The 13,794-nt window shown below is 65.3% G+C and carries 12 protein-coding genes and 2 pseudogenes; 12 read left to right on the plus strand and 2 right to left on the minus strand.

Annotated elements, in window-relative coordinates:
* Positions 1–350 precede the first annotated feature (350 nt).
* From ABNS06_RS16915 to ABNS06_RS16930, 4 genes and pseudogenes are all read left to right on the plus strand, one after another.
* The gene (locus ABNS06_RS16915; RefSeq protein WP_348675785.1) at positions 351–2,150 is read left to right on the plus strand and encodes an acyl-CoA dehydrogenase C-terminal domain-containing protein; all 1,800 of its coding nucleotides are present in this window, start codon (positions 351–353) and stop codon (positions 2,148–2,150) included.
* A 2,138-nt stretch (positions 2,151–4,288) separates the two neighbouring features.
* Positions 4,289–4,462, plus strand: a pseudogene (locus tag ABNS06_RS16920) (thrombospondin type 3 repeat-containing protein); the annotation flags it as partial.
* Positions 4,463–4,486: 24 nt separating this feature from the next.
* Positions 4,487–4,582 (plus strand): annotated as a pseudogene (locus tag ABNS06_RS16925) (thrombospondin type 3 repeat-containing protein); the annotation flags it as partial.
* 90 nt (positions 4,583–4,672) lie between these two features.
* Positions 4,673–5,575: a PKD domain-containing protein gene (locus ABNS06_RS16930; protein WP_348675795.1), complete on the plus strand. Its 903-nt coding sequence runs from the start codon at positions 4,673–4,675 to the stop codon at positions 5,573–5,575.
* A gap of 34 nt (positions 5,576–5,609) precedes the next feature.
* Here ABNS06_RS16930 and ABNS06_RS16935 read toward each other — a convergent pair whose 3' ends face one another.
* Positions 5,610–6,440: a hypothetical protein gene (locus ABNS06_RS16935; RefSeq protein ID WP_348675786.1), complete on the minus strand. Its 831-nt coding sequence runs from the start codon at positions 6,438–6,440 to the stop codon at positions 5,610–5,612.
* Positions 6,441–6,493: 53 nt separating this feature from the next.
* Between ABNS06_RS16935 and ABNS06_RS16940 the strand changes: the two genes are divergently transcribed.
* From ABNS06_RS16940 to ABNS06_RS16965, 6 genes are read left to right on the plus strand one after another with little or no spacing between them, the layout of a single operon-like run.
* The gene (locus tag ABNS06_RS16940) at positions 6,494–6,688 is read left to right on the plus strand and encodes a DUF1674 domain-containing protein (RefSeq protein WP_348675787.1); all 195 of its coding nucleotides are present in this window, start codon (positions 6,494–6,496) and stop codon (positions 6,686–6,688) included.
* Between the two features lie 11 nt (positions 6,689–6,699).
* Positions 6,700–7,080, plus strand: coding sequence for a succinate dehydrogenase, cytochrome b556 subunit (gene sdhC, locus ABNS06_RS16945; protein WP_348675788.1), 381 nt, complete (start codon positions 6,700–6,702; stop codon positions 7,078–7,080).
* Positions 7,081–7,090: 10 nt separating this feature from the next.
* Complete coding sequence (sdhD, locus tag ABNS06_RS16950; protein ID WP_348675789.1) at positions 7,091–7,468, plus strand: succinate dehydrogenase, hydrophobic membrane anchor protein; 378 nt, start codon at positions 7,091–7,093, stop codon at positions 7,466–7,468.
* 22 nt (positions 7,469–7,490) lie between these two features.
* A complete protein-coding gene (gene sdhA, locus ABNS06_RS16955; RefSeq protein WP_348675790.1) occupies positions 7,491–9,278 on the plus strand; it encodes a succinate dehydrogenase flavoprotein subunit in 1,788 nt (595 codons plus the stop codon).
* Positions 9,279–9,310: 32 nt separating this feature from the next.
* On the plus strand, positions 9,311–10,066 hold the full coding sequence (locus tag ABNS06_RS16960; RefSeq protein ID WP_348675796.1) for a succinate dehydrogenase iron-sulfur subunit: 756 nt from the start codon (positions 9,311–9,313) through the stop codon (positions 10,064–10,066).
* Between the two features lie 17 nt (positions 10,067–10,083).
* Positions 10,084–10,335 (plus strand): succinate dehydrogenase assembly factor 2, encoded by a 252-nt coding sequence (locus tag ABNS06_RS16965; protein WP_348675791.1) that lies wholly within the window; start codon positions 10,084–10,086, stop codon positions 10,333–10,335.
* A 243-nt stretch (positions 10,336–10,578) separates the two neighbouring features.
* On the opposite strand, the gene nadB is transcribed toward ABNS06_RS16965, so the two are convergent.
* Positions 10,579–12,180 carry an L-aspartate oxidase gene (nadB, locus tag ABNS06_RS16970; protein WP_348675792.1) on the minus strand — a complete coding sequence of 534 codons (1,602 nt, stop codon included), beginning with the start codon at positions 12,178–12,180 and terminating at the stop codon, positions 10,579–10,581.
* A gap of 169 nt (positions 12,181–12,349) precedes the next feature.
* Between nadB and rpoE the strand changes: the two genes are divergently transcribed.
* Positions 12,350–12,922 carry an RNA polymerase sigma factor RpoE gene (gene rpoE, locus ABNS06_RS16975; protein WP_348675793.1) on the plus strand — a complete coding sequence of 191 codons (573 nt, stop codon included), beginning with the start codon at positions 12,350–12,352 and terminating at the stop codon, positions 12,920–12,922.
* A gap of 26 nt (positions 12,923–12,948) precedes the next feature.
* Positions 12,949–13,608, plus strand: a complete 660-nt coding sequence (locus ABNS06_RS16980; RefSeq protein WP_348675794.1) for a sigma-E factor negative regulatory protein — start codon at positions 12,949–12,951, stop codon at positions 13,606–13,608.
* Positions 13,609–13,794 lie beyond the last annotated feature (186 nt).

Genomic DNA, 13,794 nt, shown 5'->3' on the forward strand with positions numbered 1-13,794 from the left:
AGGGGTTGCTTCATCGGCCACCACGGGCCGAGATCGGGCGCGCGGAGGGATGTTCGAAAGGCAGGGTGTCGAGAAGCGGGCGGCGGTGGCCCCGGCATCGGCGGTGCTCGCCGCGATGATCTGATCCGCCGGTTCCGATCGGGGCAGGCTGCGCGGCCGGCCCCCGATATCAGCGCCGTCGGAAGGGTTCCGGAGGAGCTAAGTACCGGTCGTTACAGCATTCAGGCGCGCTGGGTCTGGTCGGATGTGTCGATTTGCCGCCGGGTTGTTCACAATCCCCGGCCTCGGGTCGTTTCCCGTTCTGGCGGGAACCCGGCCCCACCGAATTCACACACTCGAGAGACTGATTCATGCCTCAATACACTCCGCCGCTGCGCGACATGCAGTTCGTGCTCCACGAGATGCTCAATGCCGCCGACGAGCTGGCCAAGCTGCCCGAGCACGAGGACATCGACGCCGAGATGATCGACGCCGTGCTGGAAGAGGGTGGCAAGTTCTGCTCCGACATTCTCCAGCCGTTGAACGCGGTCGGTGACCGGGAAGGCTGCAAGCTCGATGCCGATGGCAATGTGACCACGCCGACCGGCTTCAAGGACGCCTACAAGCAGTATGTAGACGCCGGCTGGCCGTCACTGGCCGCCGACGTGAACTACGGCGGCCAGGGTCTGCCGCACCTGCTGTCCAGCGCCTTCATGGAGATGATCAACTCCTCCAACCAGGCCTGGGGCATGTATCCGGGGCTGTCGCACGGCGCCTACACGGCGCTGCTGGCCTTCGGCACCGATGCGCTCAAGGATCTCTACCTGCCGAAGCTGGTGTCCGGTGAATGGACCGGCACCATGTGCCTGACCGAGCCGCATTGCGGCACCGATCTCGGCATTCTGAAGACCAAGGCCGTCGAGAACGGTGATGGTTCGTATTCGGTCTCCGGCACCAAGATCTTCATATCGGCCGGCGAGCACGACATGTCTGACAACATCGTGCATCTGGTGCTGGCGCGCCTGCCGGACGCGCCGGAAGGCACCAAGGGCATCTCGCTGTTCGTCGTGCCCAAGTTCATTCCGGATGCCGAGGGCGTGCCGGGCGAGCGCAACGCCGTGAAGTGCGGCTCGCTGGAACACAAGATGGGCATTCACGGCAACGCGACCGCGGTGCTGAACTTCGATGACGCCCAGGGCTGGATGGTTGGCGAGCCGAACAAGGGCCTGAAGGCGATGTTCGTGATGATGAACGGCGCGCGCCTGGGCGTTGGCATGCAGTCGCTGGGTCTGGCCGAATTCGCCTACCAGAACTCGCTGGCCTACGCGAAGGATCGCATCCAGGGCCGTTCGCTGACCGGGCCGAAAAACCCGGGCAAGCTGGCGGACGCGATCATCGTGCACCCCGATGTGCGTCGCATGCTGATGACGCAGAAGGCCTACGTCGAGGCGGCGCGCGCATTCACCTACTGGGCGGGGCTGGCGATCGACCTGTCGCACAAGCATCCGGACGAGTCGGTGCGCAAGGACAATGATGATCTGGTGTCGTTGCTGACGCCGGTGGTCAAGGGCTTCATCACTGACAACGGCTACGAGTCCACCACGCTGGCGATGCAGGTGCTGGGCGGCCATGGCTACATTACCGAATGGGGCCTGGAGCAATGCGTGCGCGATGCGCGGATCAACATGATCTACGAGGGCACGAACACCATTCAGGCGCTGGATCTGCTGGGTCGCAAGGTGCTCGGTGACATGGGCGCCAAGCTGATGAAGTTCGGCAAGGTGATCCAGGAACTGATCATGCGCCAGTCCGACTACGAGGGCATGAAGGAATTCACCGACCCGCTGGGCAAGCTGGCGGTGCAGGTGCAGACGCTGACGGCCGAGATCGGCCAGAAGGCGATGAAGAACCCGGACGAGGCCGGTGCCGCGGCGGTGCCGTACCTGCGCATCATCGGCCACCTGGTGTTCTCGTTCTCCTGGTGCTTCTCCGCCAGTGTGGCGATGCGCAAGCTGGACACGGCCAACGACGCCGACAAGGCGTTCTACCAGGCGAAGCTGACCACGGCGCGGTTCTACTTCGCCAAGCTGTATCCGGAAACCGAGATGCTGATCAATCAGGTCAAGGCCGGAGCGGCACCGTTGATGGAGCTGGACGAAGCCCTGTTCTGAGGGCGTCGCCGCTGATGAAAAGGCCCGCTTCGGCGGGCCTTTTTCGTTTTCGGGACAGTGGTGGCCGGCCAGCGGCCGGAAGCACGGGGCGGGCGCGTGCGGTCTTGCGGCACGGAATGTGCTTTCGCGATCGCGGTTAATTTTTCGTGAACGTTGGCCCGATCTTGGGGCGTCACTGACGTCATTCGGGTGGACGACTCTGCTTGGCGGCGCGCTCGCGCCCTTGCCCTGGGGACAACATGAATTTCATCAGCAAGATCGCGGCCCTGGCCGTGTGCGTCACTGTTTTGTCTTTGAACCCGGTCCGGGTTCAGGCGGCCGATACGGAGCCGGCGTCGGGAAGCTTGTCGCCCGAGACGCCGACTCTCGAGTTCACGGGGGGAGGCCTGATCGTGCCCTTCCTGTTCTTCTCGTCCATCTGCGCCGGCAACACCATCGACTGCGACGTCTATTCGCTGACCGTCGAGTTGCCGGAGGACTACGCCGAGACCCATCCGCTGGCGTCGATCAAGGTATCGATCGACATGGATGCGGGGGACTATGACTTGCAGGTCCGCGACGCGAGTTCCGGCACCGTGATCACGTCGTCCGCGACCGTCAGCAACCCCGAAACGCTCGAATTTTCGGCCGGCAGCGGCACCCGGTCGTTGCTGGTGGAGATGCTGCCCTGGAGCCCTCAGGGCGGAACCTACGTCGGCACCGTGGAGTTGATCGAGCGGGACCCCGGTGAAGGCGAGGGTCCCGACGGCGGGGAGCCTCAGCAGACCGGCCCGGCCTACGACCGCGTCCCGTCGGTGCCCGGGCTGCCCAGAACGGTGGTCGGCGTCATCGATTCCGCGATCAACCCCTACCACGATGCGTACTACGCGCATCCGTCGACCGTGACCAGGGAGGTGCTGGATGCCTTCGCAGTGTCGCCGGACAATGTCGTGGAACTGACGCGAACCGGTGACCTCGCGTCCGATCTCGCCGCGGATGCGGCGTTCTGGGATCAGGTCGAGCCCGGTGTGCCCTATCACTTCCTGGGCACCAACATCATCGCGGCTTCGTACGCTGCCAGTGGTGTCCCGATCCTGGTGCCGGACACCAGCAAGAGCGCGCATGGCGTGGGGACATCGTCGTCCGTGCTGGCAGCCAATCCGGAGGCGATCATCCTGTTCGTCGAATCCTCCGGTGCACTGGGGTCGGAGGCCTCGCATCGCTACGCGTTCCTGCATCCCGAAGTGGACATCGTGACGACCAGCTATGGCGTCGGCTTGCCGCCGCTGGCGTTCCAGGCGATCGAGACCCGGGCTTTCGAGCACACCTACGAATCGGTGGTCGGCCTCGGCAAGCTGCATTTCAGCTCCGCGGGCAACAACGTGGGTCTGTCCCCGACGCGCGCGGGTGCCGGGCCCTGGTGGTCGATTGGCGTGTCCGGGATCGAAGAAGACACCGAGACGACCGAGGACGACGAGAGCGACACGCTGCTCGCTGGCCTGTTCCCGGACTTTGTCTCGGATTTCCGTCAGGACCTGCCGTACTGCATGGACTGCGAATCGGAGATCACGCAGGGGGTCGGCGGAACCAGCTTCTCCACGCCGCGCGCAGCCGGCGTGGCCTCGGCGATTCTGCTCGAAGCGCGCAAGCGCCTGGGGCATGCCGGAGGCATTCGGGTGGAAGAGGGCGCGTTGCCGGCCATGGTTGATGCCCAGGGTGTGGTGATCACCAACTGGTTCCTGCGCCGGGCGCTGGAGCAGGCCGCCTACGTGCCGTCGCCCGAGTTGCTGGACCCGGGTTACATCTTCTCCGCGGCGCTGAATGAGTCGCTGCCGATCAATCCGCTGGCGCCCTGGTTGCAGGTGGCCTGGGGGGACGTCTCGGACGCCGAGCACAAGGGCGTGGTCGATGCCGCGCTGGCGCATCTCGGTTTCGTTGGTGAGGATCGCGAGAAGACGCCCGGATTCTGCGAATTCCAGACGGACGTGCTGCTCGCCCGCAAGGCCTACTGGGATCAGCTGGCTCCGTATCTGCCCAACGTGTTCGGTGGCGAATTGACCGGAAACACGCCGGAGACGGATCCGTTCATCTATTGCGATTCGCTCAACCCGATTCACCCCGCATCCAATGACCCGGGCGGCTCCGGCCAGATCGGTTCCGATTCGGACGACGATGGTGTGGCCGATGCCGAGGACAATTGCCCGACGGTCGCCAACCCGGATCAGGCCGATGCCGACGGGGACGGAGTGGGAGATGCCTGTGACGATCAGGAGCCGGTCGATAGCGATTCCGACGGTGTGGCGGACTCCGTTGACAACTGTCCGACGGTTGCCAATCCGGATCAGGCGGATGCGGATGGTGACGGCGTGGGCGACGCCTGCGAGACCTCGGAACCCGGTGACTCGGATGCCGACGGCGTGGCGGATGACCTCGACAACTGTCCGACGGTTGCGAACGCGGATCAGGCGGATGCCGACAACGACGGTATCGGTGACGTCTGCGATCTGGCGGTCACGCTGACGGCCAGCCCGGCCGACAGCGACGTGAGCAGCGGTCCGGTGGCGCTGACCGCGATGGTGGAAAATGCCGGTGACGCCACGCTGACGTATCAGTTCTACTTTGGCGATGGCACCAACAGCGGCACCGTGTCCGCGTCCTCCATTGACCACGACTACCCGCGTGCAGGCACCTACACCGCCCACGTGGTCGTGATCGCTGGTGACAACGACAACAGTGCCAGCGCCAGCACGACGGTGACGCGAACCACGACCGTGACGGTGAACCCGCAGCCCGGCGTGGTCAACGCGGCGCTGTCGATCGCATTCGCCAACGATCATCGCCAGGTGCCAGCGACCGTGACGCTGGATGCCTCGGCCTCCGAGGCGCCGGAGGGCTCCACCTACTGCTTCGATTTCGGCGATGGCAGCGCGATCGATTGCAGCCAGCCGACGGTGACGCACACGTACACGACCGCAGGCACCTTCACGGCGCGCGTCACCGTGACCTCGTCCGAAGACGCGTCGATCGAAGACACGGCGCAGGCGGCGGTGACGGTGGTCGAGGGTGACGAAACCACGGCGCAGCTGGTGGTCTCGCCGACGACGGCCCTGGTCGGAGAGACCGTGACCTTCGATGCGTCCGCATCCTTCGCGGCATCCGGCGAGAGCATCGTCGCCTACGCGTTCGACTTCGGTGACGGGATGACATCCGGTCCGGGCAGCGAGGCAGTGGTGACCCATGCGTACACGGCAGCGGGTGAGTACACGCCATCGGTCACGGTGACCGACTCCGCGGGCACGACCAAGCAGGCCTGGCTGGCGGTACAGGTGAGCGGCGCGCCGCAGCCGGAGACACCGGCCGGCGCCGCATCGGGGGGTTCCGGCTCGCTGGGCTGGTTGAGCCTGATGGCGTTGCTGGGGCTGGCCTGGCGCCAGCGCCGGGTCTAGGCGTCCGGTGGCATTCGGGGGTGGTGTCCGTCGCTCAGGCGACGGACACCGCCTCGCTCTCCAGCATCAGCTCCGCGGAGCCGGCCTTGGCCGGGCCGCCCAGCGCGTCAACCCGCAGAACCGCGAGCGCGGCCGTGTCCGAGGCGACGGCGATTGTTCCGATGGACTGGCCATCCCGTTCGACGGCATCGCCGGCGGTGCAATGCCCGGCGGTGATGCCTGCGCGTGTCAGCACGCGCTTGAGCGTCCCGCGATAGTGCAGTCGGGCGACGATCTCCTGACCCGGGTAGCAACCCTTGCGGAAGCTGACGCCGCCAAGCTGGTCCAGACGCAGCGACTGGGGCAGGAACTGATCGGTGGTGGCCGCCGTGACCGAGGCCTGACCGGCATCGATCTCGGCGGCAGCCCAGGCGTCGGCATCCGTGGTCGCAACGTCCAGACCAATCGCGATCGCGCGAGGATGGTCGCCCGGCAGGCCGAGCCAGGTGATGCCCTCCCGCAGCTCGCAGGTGCCCGCGGCGGGCCGGGTTCGTCCGATTGCGGCGGCGACGGGAAGCTCGAGTGGGGTGATCTGAACATCGTCGCGCAACACGAACATGCGCAGCCGTTGTACAAGGGCCGAACATGTGGAGCGCGGCAGGACGAGGTGCAGCGCATCGTCGCGCCAGCACACGAACAGGGTCGCGAGCAGACGGCCGTTCGGGGCGCAATATCCGGCCAGCGTGATTGCCTGCGGGCGCAGGCCGACGATGTCCGCGGTGAACTGGCGGTGCAGGAAATCCTGCGCATCCGCGCCGTCCACACGGACGACGGTCCAGTCGGGCAGTGCAATCAGGGGGCCGGATTCGACGGAAGTCGTAGGCATGTCGTGCGTGTCATCGATTGCGGCATGGAGGGGCAAACGTATAATCCCCCGCCATGGCTGCCCATGACAACGCTCCGGACCAAGGTGAGGACCCGGCGGGAATCGCTGCGTCCGATTCGGGGCAGGCGCCGTCCGCGACCCGCGACACTCAGACCGACACCCGCCCCGAAGAGTTCGGCGGACCGAAAGGTCCGGAACCGACCCGATACGGTGACTGGGAGCGAAAAGGGCGTTGCGTAGACTTTTAAGGAACTGACCGATGAGCGAATACCAGCGGCCGTTGTCGCCGCATCTTCAGGTTTACAAGCCACAGCTGACCTCGGTGACATCCATTGTTCACAGGGGAACCGGCATCGCGCTCGCCATCGGCACGCTGATGCTGACGGCCTGGGTGCTGTCGCTGGCGGCGGGGCCGGAGGCGCTGGAGTGCTTCAACGCCTTCGCCGGCAGCTGGATCGGGCAGTTGCTGCTGCTGGGCTGGACCTTCTCGATCTTCTACCACCTGTGCAACGGGGTGCGTCACCTGTTCTGGGACGCGGGCAAGGGGCTGGATGTCGAGACCGCATACAAGACCGGGTACGCGGCGATCATCGGCGCGGTCGTGCTGACCGTGCTGGCCGTGATCATCGCGCTGGCCTGAGGGGGAAACCATGAGTCTGAAATCTCCGATCGGCCGCGCCCGCGGTCTGGGTTCCGCGAAGGACGGTCTGCATCACTGGTGGATGCAGCGCATCAGCGCCGTGTTGCTGGTGCCGCTGTCGCTTTGGTTCGTGTACTCCGTCGCCTGCCTGATGGGTAGCGACTACGAAACGGTGGTGGCCTGGGTCGCCGCGCCCTGGGTTGCGGTCGCGCTCGTGATCTACTTCGCCGCGCTGTTCTATCACTCGCAGCTGGGTGTTCAGGTGGTCATCGAAGACTACTTCCACGGATCAGCGACCAAGCTGATCTCCATGTATCTGATGAAACTCGCGCACCTGGTGCTGGCGGTGGCCGCCATTTTTGCCGTGCTGCGCATCGCGCTCGGCTGAGCCGGCGACTGGACACGACGACATGACCGATTCCTACGACATCATCAAACACGAATACGACGTGGTCGTGGTCGGCGCCGGCGGCGCTGGCCTGCGCGCCACGCTGGGCCTGGCCGAGGCCGGACTGAAGACCGCCTGCGTGACCAAGGTGTTCCCGACCCGCAGCCACACGGTGGCGGCGCAGGGTGGCGTCTCAGCCGCGCTGGGCAACATGGGCGAGGACGACTGGCGCTGGCATGCTTACGACACCGTCAAGGGCTCCGACTGGCTGGGCGATCAGGACGCGATCGAGTACATGTGCCGCGAGGCCATCCCGTCGATCATCGAGCTGGAGCACTACGGCGTGCCGTTCTCGCGCACCAGCGAGGGCAAGATCTACCAGCGTCCGTTCGGTGGCATGACCACGCATTTCGGCGAGGGCACCGCGCAGCGCACCTGCGCCGCGGCGGACCGCACCGGCCATGCGATGCTGCACACGCTCTACCAGCAGTCGCTGAAGGAGAAGGCGGAGTTCTTCATCGAATACTTCGCCATCGACCTGATCATGGACGACGAAGGCAGCTGCTGCGGCGTGCTGGCCTGGGACCTGTCCACCGGGCAGCTGCACGAATTCCGTTCGCACATGGTCATCCTCGCGACCGGCGGCTACGGCCGAACCTACTTCTCCTGCACCTCGGCGCATACCTGCACCGGCGACGGCGGCGGGATGGTGCTGCGCGCCGGTCTGGCCCTGCAGGACATGGAGTTCGTCCAGTTCCATCCGACCGGCATCTACGGTGCGGGCTGCCTGATTACCGAGGGCGTGCGTGGCGAGGGTGGATACCTGACCAACTCCAAGGGCGAGCGCTTCATGGAACGCTACGCGCCGAACGCCAAGGATCTGGCTTCGCGCGACGTTGTCAGCCGCTCGATGACCATCGAGATTCGCGAGGGTCGTGGTGTCGGTCCGAAGAACGATCACATCCACCTGCACCTGGAGCATCTGGGCCCGGAAGTGATCAACGAGCGCCTGCCGGGGATTGCCGAGTCGGCGAAGATCTTCGCGGGCGTGGACGTGACCAAGGAACCGATTCCGGTCATCCCGACGGTGCACTACAACATGGGCGGCATCCCGACCAACTACGGCGGCGAGGTCGTGACCCTGCGCGACGGCAATCCGGATTCCGTGGTGCCCGGTCTGATGGCCGTGGGCGAGGCGGCCTGTGTCTCGGTGCATGGCGCCAACCGCCTGGGCTCGAATTCGCTGCTCGATCTGGTGGTGTTCGGACGCTCCGCGGCGATTCGCGCGGCCGAGGTGGTCAAGAAGGGCGCGCCGCACAAGCGTCTGGCTGACGATCACCTGGAACCGATCCTGTCGCGCCTGGACACGTTGCGCAACGCCAACGGTTCGCTCGCCACGGCGGACATCCGCGACAACATGCAGCACACGATGCAGAACAACGCGGCGGTGTTCCGCACCGGGGAAACGCTGGCCGAAGGCGTCGAGAAGATGTCCGAAGTCGCCAAATCCTTCGCTGACGTGAAGGTGTCCGACCGGTCCATGGTCTGGAACTCCGACCTGGTCGAGACGATGGAGCTGGACAACATGCTCGGTCAGGCCATGGCGACCATGACCTCGGCGTCCAATCGCCAGGAATCCCGCGGCGCCCACGCCCGCGAGGACTATCCGGATCGCGACGACGCCAACTGGATGAAGCACACGCTGGCCTGGTGGCGCGACGGCAAGATCGACCTGGACTACCGGCCGGTTCACGACTACACGATGTCCGACGAGCTCGAATACATCGAGCCGAAGAAGAGGGTCTACTGATGGCCGAGTTCACGCTCCCCAAGAATTCGCGGATGGTGAAGGGCAAGGAGTGGCCCGCACCGGCCGGCGCCACCAACACGCGCCAGTTCAAGATCTATCGCTACGATCCCGATTCCGGCAAGAACCCGCAGCTCGACATCTACACGGTGGATCTGGATGACTGCGGTCCGATGGTTCTCGACGCGCTCATCTGGATCAAGAACAAGGTCGACCCGACGCTGACCTTCCGCCGCTCCTGCCGCGAAGGCATCTGCGGCTCCTGCGCGATGAACATCGGTGACGGCCGTGGTACCAACACCCTGGCCTGCACGCAGAGCATCGATGATTTCAAGGGCATGATCAGCATCTACCCGCTGCCGCACATGCCGGTGGTGAAGGATCTGGTGCCGGATCTGACGCACTTCTACGCGCAGTACGCGTCCATCGAGCCGTGGATGAAAACGCAGACGCCGCCGCCATCGCGCGAGCGTTTGCAGACGCCGGAGGAGCGCAAGGCGCTGGATGGCCTGTACGAGTGCATTCTCTGCGCGTGCTGCTCCACGTCCTGCCCCAGCTACTGGTGGAACGGTGATCGCTATCTGGGTCCGGCGATCCTGCTCCAGGCTTATCGCTGGCTGGCGGATTCCCGTGACGAGGCCACCGGTGAGCGTCTGGATCAGCTGGAAGATCCGTTCAAGCTCTACCGCTGCCACACGATCATGAACTGCGCCAAGACCTGCCCGAAGGGTCTGAACCCGGCCAAGGCGATTGCCGAGACCAAGAAGATGATCCTGGAGCGCGTCGGCTAGATCGCCCGGCGACCGTCATGTCCGATGAACTGATGCCGCGCGGCCGGCTGAAATGGCTTTGCCGCCGTGGCATGAAAGAGCACGACGTGTTGTTCGAGCGCTTTCTCGCCCGCGAATACGATGGGCTCGATCGCGACGCCCAGGCGGCGTTCATCCGTCTGGCGGAGATGGACGATCCGGACGTCAATGCGATCTTTCTCGGGCGTGTGGACGCGCCAGACACCCAGATTCGCGCAGTGGTTGATCGGATGGTCGCGCTGAAGGACTGAGGCAGCCTGCGGCGAGGCGAGATCGCGTTCGATTTCGGCTGAGATGTGGTGACCGCTACGCGAGTGCATCACCAGTGGGCACTCGGCTGTCGAGCAGCCGGTCGCGCAAATCAAATGTTCCCGAACGCGGACAGAAAGCGCGGGGCGTTGTCCCGCGACGTCATCTGACGCTGCAATTCGTTGAATCACCGTAACTTGCCGGCCGGCTGAGCCATCCGAAATGCCCAGCGGACGCTGGTTTCGTCAGGCTGCGTCGCGGATACGGACTCTGTCGGGGATCAGCACGGTGTCCCGGGCCGTCGGCTCGGTGTCCGGGAAATCGCGGATGAAATGCAGGCCGCGGCTTTCGTGGCGCGATGCCGCCGAGCGCACGATGAGGTCGGAAACGGTCAGCAGGTGGCGTAGTTCGATCAGGTCCGGCGTGACGTAGAAGTTGCCGTAGTACTCCTGGACTTCGTCGGTGAGCAGCTGGATGCGGTGCTGGGCTCGCTCCAGCCGCTTGCGTGTGCGGACGATGCCGACGTAGTCCCACATGCAGCGGCGCAGTTCCTGCCAGTTGTGGCTGACCACGACCTCCTCGTCGGAATCCCGGACCTGGCTGGCGTCCCAGGCCGGAAGGCGTCCTGGCTCCGGCCACTCACCGATGCACGCCGCCAGGTCTTCCGCGGCCGCTGTTCCGAACACGAGGCATTCCAGCAGGGAGTTGCTGGCCATGCGATTGGCGCCGTGCAGGCCGGTGGATGCGGTCTCCCCGACGGCATAGAGCCCGGTCAGGTCGGTGCGGCCGTTGAGGTCCGTGGCGACGCCACCGCAGGTGTAGTGCGCGGCCGGGACCACCGGCAATGCGCGCTGCGTGGGGTCCAGGCGCAGTTCCATGCAACGGGCGTGGATGGTCGGGAAGTGCTGGCGTAGAAAATCGGGTTCCAGTTCCGTCGTGTCCAGCAGCACGTGGTCCAGACCCAGGCGCTTCATTTCATGGTCGATCGCGCGGGCGACGATATCGCGCGGCGCCAGTTCGGCGCGCTCGTCGAACTGTGGCATGAACCGCGTGCCGTCGGGGCGGCGGAGCAGGGCGCCTTCGCCGCGCAGCGCTTCGGTGATCAGGAAGTTGCGCGCATCCGGATGGAACAGGCAGGTCGGATGGAACTGCATGAACTCCATGTTGCTGACGCGGCAGCCCGCCCGCCATGCCATGGCGATGCCATCGCCGGTCGCGCCATGCGGATTGCTGGAATAGAGGTAGACCATGCTCGCGCCGCCCGTTGCGAGCACGGTGGCCTTGGCGGGGTAGGTGTCCACCACTCCCGAGCGGATGTTCAGCAAATAGGCGCCGACGACACGATCCTTCGACCGGATCAGGTCCACCGCCATGTGGTGGGCCAGCAGTTGAATGGCCGGATGCGCCCGGGCCAGCTGCATCAGCGTGGTTTCCACCGCGCGTCCGGTGGCATCGTCGGCGTGGATGATGCGCCGGTGGCTGTGGCCGCCTTCACGGGCGAGGTGATAGGCGAATCCGTCGTCGGAATCCGACGGCGTGAAACGCACGCCCTTGTCGATCAGCCAGTGCACGGCATCGGCGCCGCGCTCGACGGTGAACTGGACGGCGTCGCGATTGCACAGGCCGGCGCCGGCGGTCAGGGTGTCGGTGACATGGGCGTCGATCGAGTCGCCCTCGTCCAGCACCGCGGAAATGCCGCCTTGCGCGTAAAGCGTGCTGCCCTCGGAAATCCGCCCCTTGGAGACGACCAGCGATCGCACGCCCCGATCGGCCAGGCGCAGCGCCGTGACCAACCCGGCGGCTCCGCTGCCTAGGATCAGGACATCGAATGGGGCGGGCCTGGGCATGACGGGTGACTCGGCAGACTGATAAACTCTTGCGATTCGCGCGGTTATCGATCGCGCATCCCGTCAACTATATCGGAACCGGGGTCAGGGAGCGTTGGATCAGCGCCTCGTGTGAACAACACGGGAATCTGGACCGCTCGCTTATCCAGCCTCCGTCAAGAACACCCGAATGGGCGAAGACGTAACAGACGAGATTCTCGTAGCACGCGCCCAGGCCGGGAACTCCGCTGCTTTCGACATGCTGGTGAGTCGTTACCAGCACAAGGTGGTGCAGCTGGTCTCGCGGTACGTCTCGGATGCGGATGCACTGGACGTGGCGCAGGAGTCCTTTATCAAGGCCTATCGCGCGCTGCGGAACTTCCAGGGCAAGAGCGCGTTCTATACGTGGCTGTACCGAATTGCGGTGAACACGGCGAAGAATCACCTCGTCGCCCGAAGTCGTCGTCCCGCCTCGCAAGACATTGATGTCGCCGATGCGGAACAATATGGCCACACCGAGCATCTAAGCGACGTGTCCACACCGGAGGGGGTGGCACTGACCGATGAAATTCGGGACACGGTGGCGGCCGCAATGGACGATTTGCCACCGGATCTGAAGACAGCCATCGTGCTGCGCGAATTGGAGGGTATGAGCTATGAAGAGATCGCACAGGCCATGGAGTGCCCTGTCGGAACGGTTCGTTCCCGTATCTTCCGAGCGCGCGCAGCCATTGACGAACGTGTACGACCCCTGCTCGATTAAGTCCCTGGGTGGAGCCAATCGCCGATATGACTAACGAAACCCTTTCCGCTTGCATCGATGGCGCCTGCGACGACATGGTCGAGGCCGTTCGTGTCATCGAATCCTCCGAAGAATCACTCAAGACCTGGTCGCGCTATCACCTGATCGGAGACGCCATGCGGGCGCGCTCCGGCACGGCGCTCGCGGATCCCGGCTTCACCCGTCGCGTGATGGCGGCCGTGGAACAGGATGAGATGCTTCCGGCCAACGTGGTTTCCATCGATACCGCGAAGCCGCGGCAGGGTCGGATGACCCGTCGGACCGGCTGGGCCATCGCGGCCTCGGTGGCGGTGGCGTCACTGGCGACCGTGTCGGTCATGCTGGCGCCCGGCGCGGAAGATGAGCCGGTGCTGGTCGCGCGCGACGTGCCCACCGCGGCCGCCATTCCCGTTCAGGAACGGGGTATCCAGCCGGCGGTCCAGACCACCGGTGCCGCCCCGCGCGGGCCCGTGGCGCAGCCGACCCAGGCCGCGGCCACCGTGCGCTGGTCCCAGATGGAGCCGGATGCGGCGCAGCAGCTCAACGGCTACCTGATCAATCACAGCCGCTATCGCGCGGGTCCCGGTGTCGGTGGCACCCTGGGCTACGCCCGCGTCGCCAGCGTGAACGGCGAGCCGGTCGAGGCCAGCACCAGCGCCGACGACTGATTCTCGCATGCTGCAACGGTTGACCATCGCGGTTGCAGTCCTGGCGACCGCCGCCCCGCTCTGGGCTGCCGACCGCACCGCGCAGGACTGGCTGGCCGAGATGTCCGAGGCGGTCCGCACCCGCAATTACGAGGGGGTGGTCGTCTATCGCACCGGCGAGCAGCTTGAGACCATGCGCGTCGTGCA

This window comes from uncultured Abyssibacter sp. (assembly GCF_964000955.1).
Taxonomy (GTDB): domain Bacteria; phylum Pseudomonadota; class Gammaproteobacteria; order Nevskiales; family OUC007; genus Abyssibacter.

What these genes read in the sequence shown, in the direction of transcription:
- ABNS06_RS16915 (WP_348675785.1), top strand. Translation starts at nt 351, where the DNA reads ATGCCTCAATACACTCCGCCGCTGCGCGACATGCAGTTCGTGCTCCAC.
- ABNS06_RS16935 (WP_348675786.1), bottom strand. Translation starts at nt 6,440, where the DNA reads ATGCCTACGACTTCCGTCGAATCCGGCCCCCTGATTGCACTGCCCGAC.
- ABNS06_RS16940 (WP_348675787.1), top strand. Translation starts at nt 6,494, where the DNA reads ATGGCTGCCCATGACAACGCTCCGGACCAAGGTGAGGACCCGGCGGGA.
- sdhC (WP_348675788.1), top strand. Translation starts at nt 6,700, where the DNA reads ATGAGCGAATACCAGCGGCCGTTGTCGCCGCATCTTCAGGTTTACAAG.
- sdhD (WP_348675789.1), top strand. Translation starts at nt 7,091, where the DNA reads ATGAGTCTGAAATCTCCGATCGGCCGCGCCCGCGGTCTGGGTTCCGCG.
- sdhA (WP_348675790.1), top strand. Translation starts at nt 7,491, where the DNA reads ATGACCGATTCCTACGACATCATCAAACACGAATACGACGTGGTCGTG.
- ABNS06_RS16960 (WP_348675796.1), top strand. Translation starts at nt 9,311, where the DNA reads ATGGTGAAGGGCAAGGAGTGGCCCGCACCGGCCGGCGCCACCAACACG.
- ABNS06_RS16965 (WP_348675791.1), top strand. Translation starts at nt 10,084, where the DNA reads ATGTCCGATGAACTGATGCCGCGCGGCCGGCTGAAATGGCTTTGCCGC.
- nadB (WP_348675792.1), bottom strand. Translation starts at nt 12,180, where the DNA reads ATGCCCAGGCCCGCCCCATTCGATGTCCTGATCCTAGGCAGCGGAGCC.
- rpoE (WP_348675793.1), top strand. Translation starts at nt 12,350, where the DNA reads ATGGGCGAAGACGTAACAGACGAGATTCTCGTAGCACGCGCCCAGGCC.
- ABNS06_RS16980 (WP_348675794.1), top strand. Translation starts at nt 12,949, where the DNA reads ATGACTAACGAAACCCTTTCCGCTTGCATCGATGGCGCCTGCGACGAC.